At 43.5% G+C, this 21,386-nt stretch carries 22 protein-coding genes; 18 read left to right on the forward strand and 4 right to left on the reverse strand.

Annotation, left to right across the window (positions count from 1 at the left end):
- Positions 1-402: 402 nt before the first annotated feature.
- Positions 403-2,091: a methyl-accepting chemotaxis protein gene (locus HJG39_RS15980; protein ID WP_268410582.1), complete on the reverse strand. Its 1,689-nt coding sequence runs from the start codon at positions 2,089-2,091 to the stop codon at positions 403-405.
- A 512-nt stretch (positions 2,092-2,603) separates the two neighbouring features.
- Between HJG39_RS15980 and HJG39_RS15985 the strand changes: the two genes are divergently transcribed.
- The 4 genes from HJG39_RS15985 (at position 2,604) to HJG39_RS16000 (ending at position 8,115) form a co-directional block, all read left to right on the forward strand.
- Positions 2,604-3,212 (forward strand): tetratricopeptide repeat protein, encoded by a 609-nt coding sequence (locus HJG39_RS15985; RefSeq protein WP_268410645.1) that lies wholly within the window; start codon positions 2,604-2,606, stop codon positions 3,210-3,212.
- A gap of 108 nt (positions 3,213-3,320) precedes the next feature.
- Positions 3,321-5,726, forward strand: a complete 2,406-nt coding sequence (rnr, locus tag HJG39_RS15990) for a ribonuclease R (RefSeq protein ID WP_268410583.1) — start codon at positions 3,321-3,323, stop codon at positions 5,724-5,726.
- 5 nt (positions 5,727-5,731) lie between these two features.
- A complete protein-coding gene (rlmB, locus tag HJG39_RS15995) occupies positions 5,732-6,475 on the forward strand; it encodes a 23S rRNA (guanosine(2251)-2'-O)-methyltransferase RlmB (protein ID WP_268410585.1) in 744 nt (247 codons plus the stop codon).
- Positions 6,475-8,115, forward strand: coding sequence for an amidohydrolase (locus HJG39_RS16000; RefSeq protein WP_268410587.1), 1,641 nt, complete (start codon positions 6,475-6,477; stop codon positions 8,113-8,115). Before rlmB ends, HJG39_RS16000 begins: the two co-directional genes overlap by 1 nt.
- 98 nt (positions 8,116-8,213) lie before the next feature.
- On the opposite strand, the gene HJG39_RS16005 is transcribed toward HJG39_RS16000, so the two are convergent.
- The 3 genes from HJG39_RS16005 to HJG39_RS16015 are packed head-to-tail and all read right to left on the reverse strand — an operon-like array spanning position 8,214 to position 11,663.
- The gene (locus tag HJG39_RS16005; protein ID WP_268410589.1) at positions 8,214-9,320 is read right to left on the reverse strand and encodes a ferritin-like domain-containing protein; all 1,107 of its coding nucleotides are present in this window, start codon (positions 9,318-9,320) and stop codon (positions 8,214-8,216) included.
- A 10-nt stretch (positions 9,321-9,330) separates the two neighbouring features.
- Entirely contained in the window at positions 9,331-11,151 is a 1,821-nt protein-coding gene (locus tag HJG39_RS16010) for a GMC family oxidoreductase (protein ID WP_268410591.1), read from the reverse strand.
- Between the two features lie 11 nt (positions 11,152-11,162).
- The gene (locus HJG39_RS16015; RefSeq protein WP_268410593.1) at positions 11,163-11,663 is read right to left on the reverse strand and encodes a hypothetical protein; all 501 of its coding nucleotides are present in this window, start codon (positions 11,661-11,663) and stop codon (positions 11,163-11,165) included.
- 282 nt (positions 11,664-11,945) lie between these two features.
- Here HJG39_RS16015 and ggt point away from each other — a divergent pair, with 282 nt between their 5' ends.
- From ggt to rpmD, 14 genes are all read left to right on the forward strand, one after another.
- On the forward strand, positions 11,946-13,634 hold the full coding sequence (ggt, locus tag HJG39_RS16020) for a gamma-glutamyltransferase (protein WP_268410595.1): 1,689 nt from the start codon (positions 11,946-11,948) through the stop codon (positions 13,632-13,634).
- Positions 13,635-13,779: 145 nt separating this feature from the next.
- Complete coding sequence (locus tag HJG39_RS16025) at positions 13,780-14,484, forward strand: spondin domain-containing protein (protein ID WP_268410597.1); 705 nt, start codon at positions 13,780-13,782, stop codon at positions 14,482-14,484.
- 11 nt (positions 14,485-14,495) lie between these two features.
- Positions 14,496-15,218 carry a spondin domain-containing protein gene (locus HJG39_RS16030; RefSeq protein ID WP_268410599.1) on the forward strand — a complete coding sequence of 241 codons (723 nt, stop codon included), beginning with the start codon at positions 14,496-14,498 and terminating at the stop codon, positions 15,216-15,218.
- Between the two features lie 84 nt (positions 15,219-15,302).
- Positions 15,303-16,025: a response regulator transcription factor gene (locus HJG39_RS16035; protein WP_268410601.1), complete on the forward strand. Its 723-nt coding sequence runs from the start codon at positions 15,303-15,305 to the stop codon at positions 16,023-16,025.
- Entirely contained in the window at positions 16,022-17,509 is a 1,488-nt protein-coding gene (locus tag HJG39_RS16040; protein ID WP_326849269.1) for a sensor histidine kinase, read from the forward strand. The genes HJG39_RS16035 and HJG39_RS16040 overlap by 4 nt, the downstream gene beginning before the upstream one ends.
- A gap of 296 nt (positions 17,510-17,805) precedes the next feature.
- A complete protein-coding gene (rplN, locus tag HJG39_RS16045) occupies positions 17,806-18,171 on the forward strand; it encodes a 50S ribosomal protein L14 (protein ID WP_268410603.1) in 366 nt (121 codons plus the stop codon).
- A gap of 12 nt (positions 18,172-18,183) precedes the next feature.
- Entirely contained in the window at positions 18,184-18,498 is a 315-nt protein-coding gene (rplX, locus tag HJG39_RS16050) for a 50S ribosomal protein L24 (protein ID WP_268410605.1), read from the forward strand.
- 16 nt (positions 18,499-18,514) lie between these two features.
- A complete protein-coding gene (rplE, locus tag HJG39_RS16055; protein WP_268410607.1) occupies positions 18,515-19,054 on the forward strand; it encodes a 50S ribosomal protein L5 in 540 nt (179 codons plus the stop codon).
- A gap of 11 nt (positions 19,055-19,065) precedes the next feature.
- Positions 19,066-19,371: a 30S ribosomal protein S14 gene (rpsN, locus tag HJG39_RS16060; RefSeq protein ID WP_268410609.1), complete on the forward strand. Its 306-nt coding sequence runs from the start codon at positions 19,066-19,068 to the stop codon at positions 19,369-19,371.
- A 12-nt stretch (positions 19,372-19,383) separates the two neighbouring features.
- Entirely contained in the window at positions 19,384-19,776 is a 393-nt protein-coding gene (gene rpsH / locus HJG39_RS16065; RefSeq protein WP_268410611.1) for a 30S ribosomal protein S8, read from the forward strand.
- Between the two features lie 11 nt (positions 19,777-19,787).
- Positions 19,788-20,321, forward strand: coding sequence for a 50S ribosomal protein L6 (gene rplF / locus HJG39_RS16070; protein ID WP_268410613.1), 534 nt, complete (start codon positions 19,788-19,790; stop codon positions 20,319-20,321).
- A 12-nt stretch (positions 20,322-20,333) separates the two neighbouring features.
- Positions 20,334-20,687 (forward strand): 50S ribosomal protein L18, encoded by a 354-nt coding sequence (rplR, locus tag HJG39_RS16075; protein ID WP_268410615.1) that lies wholly within the window; start codon positions 20,334-20,336, stop codon positions 20,685-20,687.
- A gap of 9 nt (positions 20,688-20,696) precedes the next feature.
- The gene (gene rpsE, locus HJG39_RS16080; protein ID WP_268410617.1) at positions 20,697-21,197 is read left to right on the forward strand and encodes a 30S ribosomal protein S5; all 501 of its coding nucleotides are present in this window, start codon (positions 20,697-20,699) and stop codon (positions 21,195-21,197) included.
- A gap of 6 nt (positions 21,198-21,203) precedes the next feature.
- A complete protein-coding gene (gene rpmD, locus HJG39_RS16085) occupies positions 21,204-21,386 on the forward strand; it encodes a 50S ribosomal protein L30 (protein WP_268410619.1) in 183 nt (60 codons plus the stop codon).

Raw genomic sequence — 21,386 nt, forward strand, 5'->3', positions numbered from 1 at the left:
CGGAAATGATTTAACCCACTACAAAATAATGAATCAATCACAGAGGGTATTCTGTGGGTCAATTTTTTTACATCCAATGTCAAAAACGATGAAACTATTGAGAAAGCTAAACTTTAGCTCTGTTCCATCCTTGACCTATCCTTATCACAGAGTAATAAAAACTCATTTAGTGCAAATTTTTACTATCTCAGTTATTTAAACACTTTGTATTGTGTATCTGGTAGTAGTTGAATACTACAAAATTGAAAACACATGTTTAAAGAAAATGAGAGGGTTCATTAGAATCGGTTTTTATGGGTGTAAATTGAAAGTGCTTTTTTGTGCAGAAGCTTTGGGGTAATGCCATTGCAGTAAAAAATGGCATTGACTCGAGAACCGAATCAATGCCCAACTTTGGGAGCATTAGTCAATCTTGAATTTTGATACGGCGGCTTCTAGCTCGCACGTTTTTTCCACCATGGTTTTAGCGGCTCGTCCGTTTGCCGTGGCAATTTCACTCAATTCCGAATTGTGATCGGATAGATGAACAATACTTTCATTAATCTCATTACCAACGATACTTTGCTCTTTGGCGGCTGCGGCAATTTGGGCATTAACATCGTTCATTCTCGCAATGGCATTGACGATATCGGATAGTTTGTAAGATGTCTCACGAATACTTTTTTCTGTGTCATCACAACGTTTAATGCTTTCACCCATCACGGAAACAGCGGACCGAGAACCTGTTTGTAGTTTAGAAATCATTTCTTGAATTTCTTCTGTACTCCCTTGGGTTTTACTTGCCAAGTTCCTTACTTCATCGGCAACAACGGCAAAACCTCTCCCTTGTTCGCCTGCTCTTGCTGCCTCAATGGCTGCATTTAATGCCAGCAAATTGGTTTGTTCGGCGATATTTTCGATAACTTGAAGTACAGAGCTAATATTTTCAACATCTTCGCCGACTTGAGTAACGACACCACTAGCACGTTTAATTTCATTATTCAGCTGACTCATTTCTGAGCAACTGGTTTCAATCATTGTTGATGCTAGCTTGCCTTTGTCATCAGCTTCGTTAGCGGCGGAGGCAGCGTCAGAGGCATTGCTGGAAACCTGCTCAGCAGTTTGCGACATTTCTGTTGTTGCTGCGGCAATTTGTTCGATAGTGCGGTGTTGCTCTTTGCTGAACTGTTCAACTCGGCTGGCCTCTTCGGTCACAATATTACTTTCTTTTTCTACACTGATGACGACATTTCTAACACTACCAATCAGCGTTGTTTGGCATTCCAACAGGCTATTTAAGTTTTGAGCGAGAGCGCCCATTTCATGTTTGTCTCTTGGCTTTATACGTTGAGTTAGGTCGCCGTTTCCTTTTGCTAACTCGCCAATAGAGTTAGAAACTTCGATTAGAGGCACGATGATTGAGCGGCTGAAGAACATGGCAATGGAGACTAAAACAATCAGTAAAATAATGGATGTCACTAGCATTGAGGAAATTAATGTGTCGCGAGAATTTAGCAGTGATTCTTCGAAGACATTGATTTGCTCTTCAATGCGATCAATGTAAATTCCAGTACCGATAAACATATCCCAATTTTTTAAATAAATAGCGTAAGAAAGCTTTGCAGAGGGTTCTGTTTTTCCCAATCTAGGAAAGTGGTATTTAACGTAGTTTTCACCTTCACCTAAGCCATTTAATTGACTGGCTTTAGCTAGTTCTTGAATTAAATATACGTTTTTTGAGTCTTTTAGATTCCAGAAGTTTTCACCTACCCCTTTTTTGTTATTTCCATTAAAAATTCGGTTGCCTTTTGTGTCATAACCAAAAATATAACCGTCGCTGGAAAACGAAATCCGACTAAGGAGTTCAACAGCTTCTTCTCTTGTTCCACCTTGCTCATATATGGGTTTTACTATGGATAGGGCAACCGCAATGATGTTTTTCAGTTCTTGTTGTTTGTTATTGACAATCATTTGTTCAGCGGCTTTAGACTCGTGTTCAATTAAATCATCAATACTGCTAGAAATAAGGAGTAACAACATTACAAGTAATAGAATTAATGGAGCGGTAGAAATGGATAGAAGCTTTTGTTTTATAGATAAACTGGCTAACATTGTGAACTCTCTATAAAAAATTAACCGAAATTCGTTTTATCGAATCTTTATTAAAAGTAGGATTTAAATAGAAATAATTCAAAAGATTTATTTTAGATGGTGGAAGTGTTTCTCAAATTTTAATTAGGGTTATAATCTTTGACGATTTAGAATGGTGTGGTTGATATTAAGTTCTATTTGGTAAATTATTTACGTGCTTTTGGCATGTGTATTGATTTTACGTAAATATGAGTTTTATTACTTACGGTTTGTAGCTAAGTTTTGCCTGCATTTTTGTATTTAAACAGGAAGATTACTAACGCATTCAAAAAAACGTTAACTTGGTGCGTTTTTTGTATGACATTCTTGGCATTTGTTAATGGGGCTTGAAAGTTATTTTGAAAGCCACTTTCTTGAGCTGCGATAGTTCAAGCTCTGTTCGATTTGGTCGATACATAGAACAAGCAAAGCGTATCGTTTTTAACGTTGGTGTCCCGTAAAGAAAGAGAGCCGTCATGAAATTAAGGTGCTTGATGTTGAGCTTACTGTTTGTTTTCTCATGTGAAAAAGCAGTTGCAGCAGAAGAACTTAAAGCAGTTCAATTATATTCTCAGGATGCGCTTATTCGCATGATTGAGAAAAATGAACATTTAGACCGCGTCGTCACTGATAGATGCCAGTTGGTTCAGGATATTGAGGCTCAGGCAGAGGTGTTAAAAATCCCTGCATATCAATTCTTGTGGGGTGATATGTTAGCGTGGGGAGTGTGTGTAGAACCCGCTCCTGAGCGTGGTGTCAACTTTATGAAAGAAGCCGGGATGCAGGGGTTGCCAAGTGCATTGGAGCAATTAGGCCGTTATTATGCCCAAGGCAAGCTGGTCCAGAAGGACCAAGAAAAGGCTGTCGTATATTTGCGAGAAGCTGGTTCATTGGGCAATTTACAAGCGCAAATCCAACTCGCGGAGTTGTTTATTGATGGTCATGGTAGCCCTTATGATTATGAAGATGCATATCATTGGTTATACAATGCGGTTACTGACGATAAGGCGGTGCATAAAAAGATCGCCAAGTATTTGCAGCAGTTGGAGGCATTAATGCACCCAAGAGCAGTGCGTCGGGCAAAACGTCCACTTGATACCTAATAGGTAGGTTATTGCTGTAATTAACTTGCAAAAACATCGAAACTTTTCTCTCAGGCTGGTTATAATCAAGGCAACTCCATAAAAACACTGAGTGTCCGTCCAATACTTATGCATGACGACCCGCATTTCGACCGCGAAAAATCCAAATATGAAAAGCCCGTAGCCAGCCGGGAATACATTCTGAAAACCATAGAGAAGTATAAAACTCCACTTACCCTTCTTGAAATTTGTCACTTAGTTAATGCTTACGATGAAGATGACCGTGTTGCTATTCAAAGGCGCTTGCGTGCCATGGAAAGAGAAGGGCAAGTCGTTTTTAACCGTCATAAGCGCTACGAAATAGGCAAACCTGAGGAGTTACTCCGAGGTAAGGTCATTGGCCATCGAGATGGGTTTGGCTTTTTGCAATTGGAAGGTGGCGGGAAAGATTTGTATATTTCTGCGCCTCAAATGCAGACTTTACTCCACGGTGATTTTGTTTCTGCCAAAGAATCGTTAAATGAATATAAAGGTAAGAAAGAAGCAAAAATTCTCGGCGTAATTACGCCTAGAGAAGAGCCGATTGTAGGACGCTTCTTTTCGGAAAACGGTGTGGCTTTGGTTATCCCCGATGATAGCCGCATTCACCATGAAATTTTAATTCCTCCTGAACATACTAAAGGTGCCCGCCAAGGCCATGTCGTCGTGGTTGAAATTATTCAACGACCCAAACGTCGTGCGAATGCGATTGGAAAAATCACCGAAGTGTTAGGTGAGCACATGGCTCCGGGTATGGAAATTGAGATGGCAATACGCTCATTTGAAATTCCAAGTGTTTGGCCTAAGGAGGTTAAAAAAGAGTTATCTGCTTGGGCAGAAGAAGTACCAGAAGAAGCTTATGAAGGCCGAGTTGACCTTCGAGAACTGCCATTGGTAACTATTGATGGTGAAGATGCCCGGGATTTTGATGATGCTGTTTACTGTGAGCCTCATGAAGATGGTGGCTGGAAGCTATGGGTTGCAATTGCTGACGTCAGTTATTACGTGCGCGTTGGCTCAAAGTTGGACGAAGAAGCGCAAAATCGAGGTAATTCGGTTTATTTCCCTGAGCAAGTCGTCCCGATGTTGCCAGAAAAGCTGTCCAATGGGCTTTGCTCACTCAACCCAAATGTTGATCGTTTATGCATGGTGTGCGAAATGCACATTGGTGCGAGTGGGGGCTTAAAATCACATCGCTTCTATGAAGCAGTAATGAATTCCAAAGCTCGATTTACTTACACTAAAGTCTGGGGCATTTTGCAAGGCGATCCCGAACTATTTGCGCGTTACGAGCCATTAGTCAGTCATATTCGTCATTTACATGACTTATATAAAGTATTGAAAAAGGCCCGACAAAGGCGTGGTGCCATCGAATTCGAAACGCAAGAAAACAAATTTGTTTTTAATGCACAACGTAAAATCGACGATATTGTGCCTGTGGTAAGAAATGATGCACATAAACTCATCGAAGAGTGCATGATTATGGCAAACGTTTGTGCTGCCACTTCTCTTACAAAGGCAAAAGCAAACGGGTTGTATCGCGTGCATGACTTCCCAAGTGAAGATCGTGTGGCTGGTTTCTTGTCTTACCTTGGTGAAATGGGAATCGAACACCAAATTCGTGAAGGTGCGACTTCAAAAGATTACAGCAAAGTCGTTAAGTTGATAGAAGGGCGTCCCGATCAAGAACTCATTCAGACTATGCTGCTGCGCTCCATGCAGCAAGCCGTTTACGATCATGAAAATATTGGTCACTTTGGTTTGGCGTTAAAGGCTTATGCACATTTCACTTCACCCATTCGACGTTATCCCGATTTGGTCGTCCATCGGGCTTTAAAAGCCATTAATGACAAAGCAGAAAATAGGCCATCGACAACTGGTGGTAAAGCTTACACAGTGCAAGAAGTCGAGCTGTTAGGCGAAAATTGTTCAATGACAGAGCGTCGTGCCGATGATGCGACCCGTGATGTTGACGAATGGTTGAAATGTGAATTTATGCAGGACCATGTTGGTGATTCATTTGACGGTGTAATTGCCGCTGTCACTAACTTCGGTTTTTTTGTTCGACTCTCGGATTTTCATATTGATGGGTTAGTACACATCACGGCGCTAACCAATGATTATTATCACTTCGATGATGTGAAGCAAATGTTAGTCGGGGAAGCAACCGGGCAATCTTTCCGGTTGGGAGATGAGGTAAAAGTAAAGGTTGTCTCTGTTAATCTTGATGAACGGAAAATTGATTTTCTATTAGATATGCCAATGCCTAAGGGTAAAAAGTCGGCACGGTCAGGTTCAAAAAGACGAGATGCTCGCAGAACAGAGCATCATCAGGCTAGTGCCGATGTTAAAAAAGGAAAAGGCGGGCATAGGAAAGGTGGTGATAAAAAACACAGTGTGGGTGCTGGAAAGCCAAATAACAGCACAAAACCGCATAATTCCAGCGGCGCAAGCAAGCGGAAAACAACGAAGAAAATATCGAAGAAGAGGAAATAGTTAGTATGGCACAGCATGAATGGCTCTACGGATTGCACGCGATGGAGTCTGTTTTGAGCCGAGAGCCAGAGCGTATTGTTGAGATTTTTGTGTTAAAAGGACGGGATGATGAACGTTTGAATCGCATCATCCACCAAGCTCGCCAGTCCGGTATTTCCATTCAGTTTTGTCAACGCCGGGTACTGGATGACAAAGTACAAGGCGAGCAGCACCAAGGTGTTGTGGCCCGTGCAAAGCCAGGCAAACAATTCGATGAAAAAGATTTACAACAATTATTGGAAACACAGCCTCAAGGGTTTTATCTAGTGCTTGATGGTGTGACCGATCCTCATAATTTAGGCGCATGTTTACGTTCTGCCGATGCCGCTGGCGTTACAGCGTTAATTGTTCCTAAAGATAAATCCGCCAATCTAACGCCTACTGCTCGAAAAGTGGCTTGTGGTGCGGCTGAAACCATCCCTCTTATTCAGGTGACGAATCTTGCCAGATCGTTACGAACGATGCAGGAATCTGGCATTTGGATTGTTGGTACAGCCGGTGAAGCAGAGCAGCTACTTTATGATTGCAAGCTAACAGGGCCGATGGCGATTGTGATGGGAGCCGAAGGAAAAGGTATGCGTCGACTAACTCGCGAAACATGCGATGAGTTAGTTAAGCTTCCCATGGCTGGCAGTGTGTCGAGTTTGAATGTCTCGGTTGCAACGGGCATTTGTTTATTTGAAGTCGTTAGACAAAGGCAGGTTCAATAATGAATATCGCATCAATAACAGCGCTTTTTGTCGCGTCATTTTGTTTATCACCATTGTTGTGGGCGAACGACATTGTTATCAATGCAAAAGGCTACACATTGAATGACCAAAAAGTGTTAAGTGAATTCACCGCGATGGCGTTTGATGGCAATAAGATTACTGGTGTATACGCAAAAACGCCGGATTTGAAAGGCTTTGATAACGTTATTGATGCTAAAGGCAAAACCCTTTTACCAGGGTTGATTGATGCGCACGGGCATGTGATGGCCTACGGACAAGCCATTTCTAGTGTGGATTTGGTCGGGACTCAATCGTTAAAAGATGCACAAGCGAAAATTAAGGCTCAGTTAGGCAAAGTGCCAACGGGGTGGGTTGTAGGTCATGGCTGGAATCAAGAGCTATGGCAGGTAAAGCAATTTCCAACAGCTAGTGATATCGATGGATTAATGGGTGAACGCCCTGTGGTATTTAGCCGTATTGATGGTCATGCGATTTGGGTGAATAGCAAAGCGTTAACGCTTGCTGGGATAACTACTGACACGTCCGATCCTGAAGGTGGCGAGATTATTCGTGATAAACAAGGCAAGCCAACAGGTGTATTAGTCGATAATGCAATGGGTTTGGTTTATGACGTGATGCCAAAACCGACAATGGCTCAGCGAAAGACTTTTTTACAGCAAAGCTTAAAAGCGCTAGCGGCAACAGGATTAACCTCGGTTCATGATGCTGGCATCGATCCTGAAACGATAGCGGCTTATCACGAACTGCAAGCGGAAGGTAACTTGCCTATTCGGGTTTATGCCATGCTGGATATTACCTCTGAGGACGCCGATGCTTTCTTGCAAAAAGGACCGTATCAAACCGACGATGCGATGTTTGCTTTAAAAAGCGTTAAGATTTCTGCCGATGGAGCACTGGGTAGCCGAGGCGCCGCGCTTCATGATGATTACAGTGATCGTAAAGGCCAGAAAGGGTTGTTGTTGCACACCATTTCGAATTTAAACAAGTATGTTGCGCAAGCGATGCAAGCAGGCTTTCAGGTGAATACCCATGCTATTGGTGATAGAGCCAATACACTTGTCTTAGATGCTTATGAGAAGTGGCTAAAAAAAGACGATATGGCGGCCTTGCGTCACCGTATTGAACATGCTCAGGTTGTGCGGCCTCATGAATTACAACGCTTCGCGGATTTGCACATGATTGCGTCGATGCAGCCAACTCATGCCACGAGCGACAAGAATATGGCAGAAGATAGGTTAGGCAAGGCTCGAATGAAGGGGGCGTATGCGTGGGCTTCATTGCAAAAGCTCGGCGTGTTGTTGGCAGGTGGCTCGGATTTTCCTATTGAGCCAGCAGAACCTTTCTATGGTTTGCATGCTGCGGTGACTCGTCAAGATCGTAACAATCAACCTTTAGGCGGTTGGTACGCGAACGAAGCCGTTGACCGCGAGACAGCGTTAGCTATGTTCACTTACAACGCCGCTTATGCTGCCCATCAAGAATCAATGATTGGGTCTATCGAGGTGGGTAAACAAGCCGATTTTATTTTGGTTGAAGATGATTATTTTGAGGTCAAGCCAGAAGATATTTGGAAAGTTAAGGTGGCGCAAACATGGGTTGCAGGCAAGCAAGTGTATTAATCCGTATAGCTTATTTTTGACCAGTTTGATGTTGAAGAAAGGGAAGCAAGAGCTTCCCTTTTTAGTGTTTATCGCAATGACAGCAGTTTATATATGCGCTATTGGCTGTCTTCCAAGTATTCCCATGTAGGCCCAGCATAAAAACCTTCTGGGCTGTTCGGCAACGGAATTCTCATTAAGGTTTTGGCTGCATATTTCAGCTCATACATGGTTTTTACAGCGGGAATGAGGTTGTCTGGTTGTCCGTTGAACGCGGTATTTAACTCATCTAGTAATCGCGTAAAGATCAGGTTGAACTCACGGTTCAGCTTTTGGATTTGCGGTAAGTCATGGTAAAGCTTCTTGCTTGGATTAGGATGCATATTGTAGATGTCATCCCAATCGATTTTAATCGTCGGTCCAGTTGGTCCTGAAGCCGCAGAATCACCACATACATAACGTTTTCCCTGATCTAATTCATCAAAACGAAAGTAGTGGGCAAGCTCACGATGTTGATTGAATAAGTCATGGTCCCCATCGACTAAGCCAGTATCTTCTTCAAGAGGAAATGGCGCGTTTGGATCCCAGTCTCCAGATGGCTTACCCTCACCTTGGGAGATAATGGCATTAATGGCGAAATTAGCGGAAGCGAGATCGGTAACAGGGGTCACTTCACCGCCGCCACCATAGTAATATTTTGCAGGGATTTGGTGACTCGGATCTCCTGAAAATAAAGCATCGCCGAGTTGGTTCTGTAAATAACTCATGCCTCTTTGGATCCTTTCGTAAAACTTACCGATGGTTTCTTTATTGGCATCCACCAAATCTGCTGGTACTTCAATATTCTTAAAGGTTTGTAATGCTGATTTAGAAAACTTAAGCAGACTGACTTCAAACCACGTTTCGCCGTTGGGTAAAGGCGTGGGGTAAGTTGGGACGAAGGAGGCACAATTGACTTTGGGTGTGCCTCCTGTGGCGAGTAAAACGTTGGTCGCATTGACCAAGTGAAACATTTCCTCCATCACCACGCTGCGAATAGCGTGATAAACACTTGGGTTTGTTGCTTCATTGATGGTGTACATGGCGCACAAGTAGGGCGGTAAGGTGGCAAATTCGAGTTGCATGGCAACCTGCAAGTCTTGGTGTAATTGCGCCAAGGTTGTAATACCTTCATCTGCCTCACATTCACAAAGGTACGCTTGCAAATTTTGTAAGTTTTGTAACATGGCTTTCTCCTTAATTTTGCAGCGCTTTTTTCACGTTATCAGCAGCCCAATAGGTAAGTGCTGCCATGGTTAGTGTTGGGTTAGATGTGGATATGGTAGGCATGTTGCCACAGCCGACGAGATACAAGTTGGGGTGATCCCAACTTTGTTGATTGGCGTTAACAACAGAGTTTTCCTTGCTGGAGCCCATAATGTGGGTGCCAACTAAGTGTCCTGCGCCGTTATAGCTGTATCCTTCGCCCTGATAGGTGACATAACCCGGTTGTGATTCGTCGTATTGTGTATATTGCTCGACGCCAAGGCGTTGGAATATTTGGTCGGACACACGTTTAGCTGCGGCCATTCCGGCGCGCGTGTAGTCGTTTACATCGTAGTCAATAACGGGGCGGTAATTACCGAGCCTGTCTTTATAAGCGGGATCGATAGTGACACGATTATTGACGCTAGGAAGTTGCTCTACTAAAAAGCCGAAGCGGAACATGCGAGGATAGGTGGCGGCAATGTGTGCTTTTAATTGTTCACCGTATAAGTTCTTTTCGTCGATGAGGTCAGGCACGGTCGCGATTGGTGCGCCTGTTGGCCAGTTCCAACCCCAATTACCGATTTCAATTCTAAAGGCAGCATGATCTTTTCTAAACTCACCTCCGCGTAACGAAGGAATACCGGATGTTGAACCGGGACCTCTAAATGCACCGATATTTTCAGGCATGAGCCCCCATGTAAGCATGGTAGGGTGATCCATTAAGTTACAGCCGACCAAGCCACTTGAGTTGCCCACGTTTGAAGCCAACATCAGTTTCGCATTTTCTACAGCATGGCTAGCGAGCACAACCACGGTCCCTGAAACGGTTTCGCAATGATAATCGGGAGAATCCGGGCTTTGGTACTTTTTATAATGCACTTTGCTGATTTGATTGGTGCTTGGGTCCACCTCTAAATTAAACGCGACACTTTGTGAGCGAATTTCAACGTTCCCAGTAGCAATCGCATCATCGAGGGTTTTTAGAGCATTGTATTTGGCTTGTACGGGGCAAATAGGGACACAGTTTGAATTACCTTCGCAACGTTGACCTAAATCGGGATTACCAACGGCTCCTCTTGGGCGGAAGTTACCTCTAGGCATACCGTTTCTGCCTTGCGGTGTGCTGACGACATCAACAGGGTAATCTTTTCCTGATAAGTTGACCGTCATCCCCTCTAGCCCTTTATGCATTTCGTTATCTAAATAACTTTGTGGGATTTTTTCCATCGGATAATCGTAATCTTGAGACGAGTCAGACTTAAAAGGGATATGCACAGCGGGGTTGTCGATGTTGTGATAGTTTTGCTCATCCGCATCGCCTGCAACACCAATCCCAAATTCTGCTTTTTCATAATACGGTTTGAGGTCATCATAGTTGATGGGCCAATCTAGACCGTGCCCAAAGTGAGTTTTAATTTTAAAGTCCTCCGGTAGCATTCGTAGGCAAGTTCCTAACCAGTGCAAAGTGGTGCCTCCTAATGCGCGAGTATAGGTGCTGCTGAATGGAAGCGGTCCTCGTTGTACAAAATAGCCATTTGTAGAGGGTTTGCCTTCGGCGATTTTGCTCACATCGGTTACTAATGGTTGAGGTGCATTTAAGTTTTGAGGAAAAGGTGAGTTAGGTATTTTGATAAGGTTTGTGAAGAAGGTACTCATGTACTTCTGATAACCTGAAAAGGTTTTTCCTGTGTCTGCGCCGGCTTCAAGAACCAAAACGCGCTTTCCTTCTGCGCCTAGTTGCTGTGCCATGATGCCGCCAGAGATCCCGCCACCAACGATGACAACGTCGAAATGTTCACATTGTTTCATAATAATTCCTTCTATTTAGCTGGATTGCGTTTAGCTGTCGCGCTGGCAATGTCGTGAGGTGTAAAAGACCACGTGGCGTAACCAGGCTGTTTAGCTCCCATCGGGTGAGAATGTACCGCTTCCCAAGCAAGCCCTTGAATGTAGGCATCATCTGAAATAATAAATTCGACATCTTGGTATTTTTGTTCAGATTGATTAGGAACCGCGTAGATTTTGCTCCATGCAGTGGGCATGGGATACCAGATGGAGGTATACCACATTTTAAGAATATTTCTGGCAACAGGGCCTAGCATCGCATTGGCAAGGATTTGTTTGCGTAATTCTGAATCTAGGGCCTTTTTCGGGAGAGCCTCAATCGTACAGAAGGTATCTTGTAGCTGCGTTAAGATGTGCGATGGAATCAGTGTTGTTAGCACTTCATAGTATGTTTCGCCAACTCCGCTACCTTGCAATCTGGCTTCGTCATAGCCCGTCAGAATGGCTGAGAGTTGATAAAAATCACCAAGGTTCATTGTTTTTCCTCGTGTATTTAATAGGTTGTAATGATTCTTCCCTTATATTTGATGGAGTGAGGAGTAGTAGTGTTTTAGAGCGCTGTTCGTGATTTGCTGTATGAAGTTTGAATTCTCAAGCCAACAATGCGACATAAAGGATGGTTAAAATATATAGCAAGAATGAGATTTTTGTGTTTTTTGAGCAAAAAATATTACTCGGCCCATATCCCCTTACATTGGCAAACGACAGTTATGTGTTAGCATCGCTGAGGGTTTTAACTATCTTAGGAGTGGCGAGCAGTGCGTTTCTTTTGCCGAGTTTTGTGTTTCAGTGTTTTCTTATCTTTACCCGCTTTAGCGGAGTTAGCAAAGCCAACGGGTTTAATAAGTGAGAAAGCGATGGTGGTGTCTGCGCGAAGAGAAGCATCGCAAATTGGTATTGATATTCTAAAGCGTGGGGGAACCGCTTTTGATGCAATGATAGCGACAGAGGTCGCACTTGCAGTCGCTTATCCTTCGGCAGGTAATATTTCTGGAGGAGGGTTTGCGGTTTATCGAAAAGCTAACGGGGAAACCGGCGCACTCGATTATCGAGAAAAAGCACCTATCGCTGCACACCGAGATATGTATCTTGATGAGCAAGGAAAGGTAATTGCAGGATTGAGCCGCTTAGGTGCAAAGTCCGTCGGCGTTCCGGGCACCATTGCAGGCATTTTTGCAATGCATAAGAAATTGGGTACATTGCCGATGAAGGAGCTGCTTCAGCCCGCCATCGATCTCGCCAATTCCGGGGTACTAGTGACTCCATACTTCAAACATTCTTTAGAGCGCGTTCGTTCCAGCATTGAAAAAGTAAGTGGTACAGACACGCTATTAACGAAGGAATACGAGGTTGGCGATAAAGTCGTTTTCTCTGCGCTTGCTGATACCTTAAGTCGAATTGCCAAAAATGGACGAGACGAGTTCTATAAAGGGAAAACCGCCAAAATGATGGTGGAATTTTTGCAGTCTCGGGGGGGGTATATCACGCTGGAAGACTTAGAGAAGTACCAAGCTGTTTGGAGAAAGCCCGTTACTTATCAATATAAAAATCTTACGTTAACCTCAATGAGTCCCCCCAGTAGTGGCGGTGTCACAATTGCACAGATTTTAGGCATGATTGAACCCTATAATATTGGTCAGTTTGAACACAACTCTATGCCAATGATCTCCCTTTTAGTCGAGGCTGAGCGCCGAGCCTATGCAGACCGCAACTACTATTTGGGCGATCCAGATTTTGTGGATATGCCACTTCAAAAGCTGATGGATAAAGCCTATCTTGCTAAGCGAATGAAGACTTTTAGTTACGATAAAGCAACACCGTCAAGTGAAGTAGCAAGAGGCAATGTGCAAGTGTATGAAAGTATGGAAACCACGCATTACTCTATCGTGGACCAGTTTGGCAACGCTGTCGCTGTAACAACAACACTGAATGCCAGTTACGGCTCTAAGTTGTTTAGTAAAAAACTTGGCTTTTTGTTTAACAATCAAATGGACGATTTTAGTGCAAAGCCGGGCGAGCCAAATATGTACGGTTTGGTGGGAGGAGAAGCAAACAGCATTGACGCGGAAAAGCGTATGTTGAGTTCAATGAGCCCGACCATTGTTGAGAAAGATGGCAAATTATCTATGGTGGTTGGAACGCCGGGAGGGTCAACCATTATCACTTCTGTGACCCAAGCCATTTTAAATGTGTATGAATTTGGCATGAGTATGCAAACTGCGGTTGATAAGCCTAGGTTCCATCACCAATGGCTTCCAGATTTAGTTTTAATGGAACAAAAAGGATTCGATGATGGGCTTTTAAAACAGCTAAGGGCTAAAGGTTGGAATGCTAAGAAGGGACAGCTACCCGTTATTGGCAAAGTCGATGCAATATTAGTCTTACCGGATGGATCGCTAGAAGGTGGAGCGGATTATCGCGGTGATGACTCAGCTGTAGGTTGGTAATCATTTGTCCTTTAGTAGTTGTTTGTTTTGGTTGCAAATAAGGTAAAAATAATATCAAATCGTTCTGCTTTCGTGATGTTTTCGTGATAAATACACTTTAGTGTGTCTTGCGCTAATAACACACTTGAATTTATCGAGGTAAACGATGAAGAAATTGAATGCGCTATTTGCAGCGGGCATTTTGGGCCTTTCTGCACAAGCACAAGCAGCTGAACTAGAAGTACATGTACAAAACCTAACTCAAGGCATCTACTTCACTCCTATCTTAGTTGCTGCACATCCAGCGGATGCAAGCCTATTTGAATTGGGTATGCCCGCAAGCATGGAATTACAAGCAATGGCTGAAGGCGGTAGCATTGCTGGCTTAGAAACAGTTGTCGATTCTGTTGGCGGTGAAGTCGGTGTTCAGGAAGCTGAAAACGGCTTAACTGCTCCTGCAACAGCGCGTATGTTCACTTTGAATAGCTCAGATACCAATACAGTACTTTCTGTGACTGCAATGATGTTGCCAACAAACGATGGTTTCATCGGTTTAGATAACTGGACTATCCCTACTGAAGCGGGGACTTACACAGTTTACCTAAACGCATATGACGCAGGTACAGAAGCGAACGACGAAATCCGCGGTAGCGGTGCACCTGGCGAAGCAGGTATGCCAGTTCCTCCTCCACTCGATCCACTTCTAGGCATGAATGGTACAGGTGTCACTACTGAAGAAGTTAACACTACTGTTCACGTACACAGAGGTAATTTGGGTGACGCTGCTCAAGACGGTGGCGCAAGTGATGTGTCTAATACTGTTCAGCGTTGGTTGAATCCGGTAGCAAAAGTGACCGTTATCGTTAAATAGGAGTCGAGATTATGATCTTTCGTAAATCAAGCTCCGCAATTCGTGTTTTTGCCTTAAGTGGCTTCTTGGTTGCTTTAGCTGGCTGTAATGACACTGTTGAGGTTGGTAATCTACCAGAACCACCTCCACCACCACCGCCACCTGTAACTTATTCTTATGAAGTGACAGTGACCAATTTGACACAAGCTCAACCATTATCTCCAATTGCGGTTATGCTTCACGGTGAAGAAAGCTTCTTCACATTAGGTGAACCAGCATCAGAAGCAATTGAGATTATGGCTGAAGGTGGTGATCCATCAGAATTGCTTGGCTTAGACATCGTTTTAGAGTCAACTAATGGTACCGGTCCGGTAACTCCGGGTGAAACGCAAACATTCACTGTTAGCATTGAAGACAATGATTCAGCGAACCTTGCAGTCTTAACCATGCTAGCGAGCACCAATGATGCTTTCTCAGGTTTCCAAGGTCTTAGCTTAGCAGGAATGGAAGTGGGTGATGTACAGTATCGTTTAACTAACGTTTACGATTCAGGTACAGAAGCAAACACTGAAGAAGCAGCCACATTGGTAACAATGATGGGTGAAGGCTTTAATGCAGAGCGTGACGACGTTGATTTCGTTGCGATGCATCCGGGTGTTGTTGGTAATCAAGATGGCTTACCAAACTCAGCATTGACGGGCGCTCACCGCTTTGACAACCCGGCGATAAAAATCACCGTAACAAGAACCGAATAAAATCGGTCTCCTTTCAGGCGTGACTTCTGTCACGCCTAATATATCCTTTCCAGAAACTTAAGAAGTAACAAGTAAGTAGTCATCATGAACGATAAAATTCTGATCATTGAAGACGACTCGGATATTGCAGACTTGATCCGAGTGAATCTTCTCGAAATTGTCCCAACGATAGAACATTGTAGTGACGGAAAGCAGGGGTTAAATGCTGCATTATCCCAAGACTTTGATGTTGTTATTTTGGATGTAATGCTGCCATCTATGAATGGTTTAGATATTTGTCGAACGTTGCGGGAAAATAAACCCGAGCAGGCTATTATCATGCTGACCGCCAAAAACTCCGAGACGGATCATGTTTTAGGTCTTGAGTTAGGGGCTGATGATTACATGACCAAGCCTTTTAGTGTGCGGGAGTTACAGGCAAGAGTTCGTTCTCAATTGCGTAAAGCGCATATTCTTAAAAGCAAACAAGGTGGAACAGAGGCCGCGACTGATTCGCTCCTGAGGTTTGGCGAGTTACAAATTAACCAGTCGAGCCGAGAAGTATTATATGATGGCAAAAATATTGATTTAACGGCCACAGAATTTGATTTATTGTTTTATATGGCCTCTAAGCCGAACCAGGTATTCAATCGCACCCAATTACTTGAGGCTGTATGGGGATATCAACATAGTGGCTATGAGCATACGGTTAACTCACATATAAATCGTCTGCGTTCCAAATTAGAAAAAGATGCAACGGCACCCAAAATCGTTCAAACCGTGTGGGGAGTTGGGTATCGCTTTAGCACTCAGGGGACTATTGCATGATCAGCTTGCGCTTTTACCAGCAGTTAGCTATTACCTTGGTTGCTTTATTTATTGCATTCTTTGCGGTATTCCTATTTTGGCTTTCTGATTTACACGAGATGACCAAAAGTGAAGCAGAGCAAAAGCTCCATTTACAGTTAGCAGAGCATTTGGTAAGCGACTCTCCTTTGTTAAAAACAGGGGCATATGATTACGAAGCATTGAGTAATCTTTTTCATACGTTGATGGTCTTGGGGCCAAATTTTGAGTTTTATTATTTAGATAGCACAGGAAAAGTGCTGACTTATTCAGCACCACCAGAAAAAGTTAAGCGCACACATGTCGATTTAGCACCCATTAAAACTTTATTGAGTGAACCCAGCCATTTACCAGTGCTGGGAGATGATCCCCGTAATCCGGGAAAAAATAAGATTTTTTCAGCTGCGCCAGTGATGAATAACGGTACGTTACAAGGCTACTTATACGTCATTATAGGTGGCGAAATTCATGATTCCATTTGGGAAAATTTAATTCAAAACCAAACAATGAAAGAAGTCGTTGCCGTCGGCATTACTAGTGTGGCGTTTCTTTTGGTTGTACTTTTACTATTATTTCGTTGGTTTACCTTACCTATTCAAAAATTAACAAATGAAATGGAAACGTTAAGAGACAATGGCTTTAATCAGGGTCCCCATACGTGGGAGCAATTTGATTGGGATGAAGGTAGCCGGAACGAAGTCGAGCGTTTAGGAGGGATTTTCCATGAAATGCTTGACCAAATTCATAGCCAATTCGAAACGTTGAAAAACCTTGATGATCATAGGCGTACATTATTAGCTGATCTATCTCATGATCTAAGAACACCGCTGGCGAACCTCCAAGGCTATATAGAAACCTTATCTTTAAATTCAGATAAATTGTCTGAAGAAGAAAAGAGTCGATTCATCGATATTTCCTTAAGAAATGCGCGTAATTTGAAACGCCTGATAGATCAGATCTTTGAGCTTGCGTACCTTGAAAGCGGTCAAGTGAAGTTATATTTAGAGACTTTTCCCCTTGGTGAGCTGCTGCATGATGTGGCTGCCAAGTTTGATCTTAAAGCGAGAGATCGCAATATCGGTTTACAGGTTGTGCCTGAGAAGTTTAACTCGCTTGTTTATGCCGACATTGAAAAGCTCGAGCGGGTGTTAACAAATTTAATCGAGAATGCATTACGGCATACACCAGAATACGGGCAAGTATTACTTAAGGCTGATGTCACAGAAAACAAAATTCGTGTTTCAGTAGAAGATACAGGTGTTGGTATAAGCAAAAATGAAGTCGCATTTATTTTTGATGCGCGTTATCAGGCATCTAACACCAAGCCTGATCGGAATTTACATGCTGGATTAGGGCTAGCGATTAGCCGCAAGCTCATAAAACTGCAAGATTCTGATATTGTGGTTGAAAGCCGACTCGGCCAAGGGACATGTTTTACGTTTGATTTGAAACGCGTCATCGCTTAAGTCGTTGGTTAAAACTACTCGTTAACTGTTTCTACAAAGTTGATACAAACCCGTGATCTCGTTATCAATCCCTTACGAGACCTCGGTTTCACTCGCTTTTTGGCCTATCTAAACTTAATTAAAAGTTTTTTGAAATTAGGCTGTCATTGCCCCCTTGTATTTGTTATCATTCCGCGCCCTTTTTAATGGGGTATGTATAGAAAGTGACCGGAAACGTCCTTGTCATAGGGGCTGGAAGGAAACTTTTAGCAATAATGCGACTCGAGAGAGTCTTTATTTATAGCGGAGCACTTAAAATGATCCAAATGCAAACTAACCTGGATGTAGCCGACAACTCCGGCGCTCGCAGGGTTCAGTGTATTAAGGTTCTGGGTGGCTCTCACCGCCGTTACGCCCGTATAGGCGACATCATCAAAGTTACTGTTAAAGAAGCAATTCCACGCGGTAAAGTGAAAAAAGGTGATGTATTGAACGCGGTGGTGGTGCGTACTAGGAGTGGTGTACGTCGTCCTGATGGTTCTTTGATCCGTTTCGACAACAATGCTGCAGTTTTGTTGAATGCTAACAAGCAACCAATTGGTACGCGTATCTTTGGTCCGGTTACCCGTGAGCTTCGTGCTGATAACATGAAGATAGTCTCACTGGCCCCAGAGGTACTATAAGGAGTCACGATAATGGCAAGAAAAATTCGTCGTGATGATGAAATCGTCGTAATCACGGGCAAAGACAAAGGTAAGTCTGGCAAAGTAGTTAAGGTCCTTACTGAAAACAACCGTGTGGTCGTCGAAGGTGTTAACTTAGTGAAGAAACACCAAAAAGCTAACCCTCACATGGGCGTAGCTGGTGGCATCATCGAAAAAGAAGCACCCATTCACGTTTCAAATGTTGCGATACTTAACCCAGAAACGGGTAAGGCAGATCGCGTTGGTTTCCGTTTAGAAGACGAGAAGAAAGTTCGTTTCTTTAAGTCAAACGGCAAAACAATTTAATTAACTGGAGAATACGATGGCGAAACTGCATGATTTCTACAAAGACTCTATCGTACCAAGCTTAGTAAAAGAGTTTGAGTACAAAAGTGTCATGCAAGTCCCTCGATTGGAAAAAATCACTCTAAACATGGGTTTAGGTGAGGCTATCACTGATAAGAAAGTGCTTGAGCACGCGACTAAAGATATGGCTTTGATCACAGGTCAACAACCTGTTGTAACCAAAGCACGTAAATCTGTAGCGGGCTTCAAGGTTCGTGAGGGCTATCCGATTGGTTGTAAAGTAACCCTACGTGGTGATCGCATGTGGGAATTCTTTGAGCGTTTAGTATCAATTGCAATTCCTCGTATCCGTGACTTCCGTGGCTTAAATCCTAAGTCATTCGATGGTCGTGGTAACTACAGTATGGGCATACGTGAGCAAATTATTTTTCCTGAAATCGATTTCGATAAGGTTGATAAAGTGCGCGGTATGGACATCACGATCACTACTTCTGCAAACACTGACGCTGAAGCGAAAGCATTGTTATCTGCTTTTAACTTCCCGTTCCGTAAATAAGGTGTAGGGTTATGGCAAAAGAATCTATGAAGGCGCGCGAAGTAAAGCGTGCAAAATTAGTTGCTAAGTATGCTACTAAGCGTGCTGAGTTAAAAGCAATTATCAGTGACGTAAACTCTTCTGAAGAAGAGCGTTGGGCTGCTGTACTTAAGCTACAACAACTACCACGTGACTCTAGTTCAAGCCGTCAACGTAATCGTTGTCGTGTAACTGGTCGTCCACACGGTTATCTACGTAAGTTTGGCCTTAGCCGTATCAAGTTGCGTGAAGCAGCAATGCGCGGTGAAGTGCCTGGTTTGAAGAAAGCCAGCTGGTAAGGAGTAGCAAATATGAGTATGCAAGATCCAATTGCGGATATGTTCACCCGCATTAGAAACGGCCAATTGGCTAATAAAATCGCTGTCTCTATGCCTTCTTCCAAATTGCGCGTAGCAGTTGCAAATGTATTGAAAGAAGAAGGTTATATCCAAGACTATGCTGTTGAAGGTGATGTAAAGCCAGAATTGACTGTTACATTGAAATACTTCGAAGGCAATAAAGTTATCGATACCATTGAGCGAGTAAGTCGCCCAGGTCTGCGCATCTATAAGAAAAAAGATGAGCTTCCTAAAGTAATGGGTGGTCTTGGTGTAGCGATTGTTTCTACCTCTAAAGGTGTGATGACTGACCGTGCAGCGCGTAAAGCGGGCATGGGTGGTGAAATCATCGGCTATGTAGCATAAGGGAGGCACTAATGTCACGAGTAGCAAAAGCTCCTGTGGAAGTCCGCTCTGGTGTTGAAGTAGTCATCGCCGGACAGGGTGTCACAGTAAAAGGTAAAAACGGAACGTTAGAACGTGTTTTCAACGATGCAGTAGAAATTATTCAGGAAGATAATGAATTAAAAGCATTACCTCGTGAAGGTTTCGCAGATGCATGGGCGCAAGCTGGTACAGCGCGTGCTTTGTTGAACTCAATGGTTATTGGCGTTACCGATGGTTTTGAAAAGAAACTTGAGTTGAACGGTGTTGGTTATCGTGCTCAAGCACAAGGTAAGAAATTGAATCTTACTCTTGGCTTTTCTCACCCAGTAGTTTACGAAATGCCGGAAGGCATCACGGTTGAAACACCTAGCCAAACTGAAATCGTTGTTAAAGGTAACGATAAGCAGGTAGTCGGTCAGGTTGCGGCAAACATTCGTGGGTATCGTCCGCCAGAGCCTTATAAAGGTAAAGGTGTTCGTTATTCTGACGAGATTGTTCGTCGTAAAGAAGCCAAGAAAAAGTAAGAGGTTAGTACGATGGATAAGAAAACATCTCGTTTACGTCGCGCTACTCGCGCACGTTTTAAAATCCGTGAACTGGCAGCTCACCGTTTGGTAGTTCACCGTACACCTCGCCACATCTATGCACAACTGATTGCTCCAACGGGCTCAGAAGTGTTGGCGGCGGCGTCTACCGTTGAGGCGGATGTACGTAAAGGCCTTAAATCAACTGGTAACATCGAAGCAGCGACTGTTATTGGCAAGATGATTGCTGAGAGAGCGCTTGAGAAAGGTGTTAAAGAAGTGGCATTCGACAGAAGTGGTTTCCAATACCATGGTCGAGTGAAGGCACTAGCTGATGCAGCTCGCGAAGCTGGTCTTCAGTTCTAGGAGTGAATTATGGCTAAAGTAGAAGTTCAAACAGGCGAAATGCTAGAAAAATTGATCGCTGTTAACCGTGTAGCAAAAGTGGTTAAAGGTGGTCGTATTTTCAGCTTCACTGCATTGACTGTAGTTGGTGACGGCAATGGCCGTGTTGGTTTTGGTTACGGTAAAGCACGTGAAGTGCCTGCTGCAATTCAAAAAGCAATGGAAAAAGCACGTCGCAACTTGGTTACGGTAGAATTGAATGGCAACACTTTGCAGCATCCTATCAAAGGTCGTCATTCTGGTTCTCAGGTGTACATGCAGCCTGCTTCAGAAGGTACGGGTATTATCGCCGGTGGTGCGATGCGTGCCGTACTAGAAGTTGCTGGTGTACAAAACGTATTGTCGAAATGTTACGGCTCTACAAATCCAATTAACGTGGTTCGTGCAACTATCAAAGCGTTGACTGATATGAAGTCTCCGCAACAAGTTGCTGCTAAGCGTGGATTGTCCGTTGAGAATATTTTGGGGTAATTAAACATGGCTAACATGATTAAAATTAAGCAAACCAAAAGCTCAATTGGTCGTCTTCCAAAGCATAAAGCGACTTTGGTGGGTTTGGGTTTGCGTCGAATTGGTCATGTCGTAGAGCGTGAAGATACGCCTGCTGTACGTGGTATGATCAATAAAGTTTTTTATATGGTTGAAGTAGTAGGAGAGTAA

It is taken from the genome of Alteromonas sp. a30 (assembly GCF_026788005.1).
Lineage (GTDB): Bacteria > Pseudomonadota > Gammaproteobacteria > Enterobacterales > Alteromonadaceae > Paraneptunicella.

What these genes read in the sequence shown, in the direction of transcription:
- rplR (WP_268410615.1), top strand. Translation starts at nt 20,334, where the DNA reads ATGGATAAGAAAACATCTCGTTTACGTCGCGCTACTCGCGCACGTTTT.
- rnr (WP_268410583.1), top strand. Translation starts at nt 3,321, where the DNA reads ATGCATGACGACCCGCATTTCGACCGCGAAAAATCCAAATATGAAAAG.
- HJG39_RS15980 (WP_268410582.1), bottom strand. Translation starts at nt 2,091, where the DNA reads ATGTTAGCCAGTTTATCTATAAAACAAAAGCTTCTATCCATTTCTACC.
- rplN (WP_268410603.1), top strand. Translation starts at nt 17,806, where the DNA reads ATGATCCAAATGCAAACTAACCTGGATGTAGCCGACAACTCCGGCGCT.
- HJG39_RS16010 (WP_268410591.1), bottom strand. Translation starts at nt 11,151, where the DNA reads ATGAAACAATGTGAACATTTCGACGTTGTCATCGTTGGTGGCGGGATC.
- HJG39_RS16005 (WP_268410589.1), bottom strand. Translation starts at nt 9,320, where the DNA reads ATGTTACAAAACTTACAAAATTTGCAAGCGTACCTTTGTGAATGTGAG.
- rpmD (WP_268410619.1), top strand. Translation starts at nt 21,204, where the DNA reads ATGGCTAACATGATTAAAATTAAGCAAACCAAAAGCTCAATTGGTCGT.
- HJG39_RS16030 (WP_268410599.1), top strand. Translation starts at nt 14,496, where the DNA reads ATGATCTTTCGTAAATCAAGCTCCGCAATTCGTGTTTTTGCCTTAAGT.
- HJG39_RS16025 (WP_268410597.1), top strand. Translation starts at nt 13,780, where the DNA reads ATGAAGAAATTGAATGCGCTATTTGCAGCGGGCATTTTGGGCCTTTCT.
- HJG39_RS15985 (WP_268410645.1), top strand. Translation starts at nt 2,604, where the DNA reads ATGTTGAGCTTACTGTTTGTTTTCTCATGTGAAAAAGCAGTTGCAGCA.
- rplE (WP_268410607.1), top strand. Translation starts at nt 18,515, where the DNA reads ATGGCGAAACTGCATGATTTCTACAAAGACTCTATCGTACCAAGCTTA.
- rlmB (WP_268410585.1), top strand. Translation starts at nt 5,732, where the DNA reads ATGGCACAGCATGAATGGCTCTACGGATTGCACGCGATGGAGTCTGTT.
- rpsN (WP_268410609.1), top strand. Translation starts at nt 19,066, where the DNA reads ATGGCAAAAGAATCTATGAAGGCGCGCGAAGTAAAGCGTGCAAAATTA.
- rpsH (WP_268410611.1), top strand. Translation starts at nt 19,384, where the DNA reads ATGAGTATGCAAGATCCAATTGCGGATATGTTCACCCGCATTAGAAAC.
- HJG39_RS16035 (WP_268410601.1), top strand. Translation starts at nt 15,303, where the DNA reads ATGAACGATAAAATTCTGATCATTGAAGACGACTCGGATATTGCAGAC.
- rplX (WP_268410605.1), top strand. Translation starts at nt 18,184, where the DNA reads ATGGCAAGAAAAATTCGTCGTGATGATGAAATCGTCGTAATCACGGGC.
- rpsE (WP_268410617.1), top strand. Translation starts at nt 20,697, where the DNA reads ATGGCTAAAGTAGAAGTTCAAACAGGCGAAATGCTAGAAAAATTGATC.
- HJG39_RS16040 (WP_326849269.1), top strand. Translation starts at nt 16,022, where the DNA reads ATGATCAGCTTGCGCTTTTACCAGCAGTTAGCTATTACCTTGGTTGCT.
- rplF (WP_268410613.1), top strand. Translation starts at nt 19,788, where the DNA reads ATGTCACGAGTAGCAAAAGCTCCTGTGGAAGTCCGCTCTGGTGTTGAA.
- HJG39_RS16015 (WP_268410593.1), bottom strand. Translation starts at nt 11,663, where the DNA reads ATGAACCTTGGTGATTTTTATCAACTCTCAGCCATTCTGACGGGCTAT.
- HJG39_RS16000 (WP_268410587.1), top strand. Translation starts at nt 6,475, where the DNA reads ATGAATATCGCATCAATAACAGCGCTTTTTGTCGCGTCATTTTGTTTA.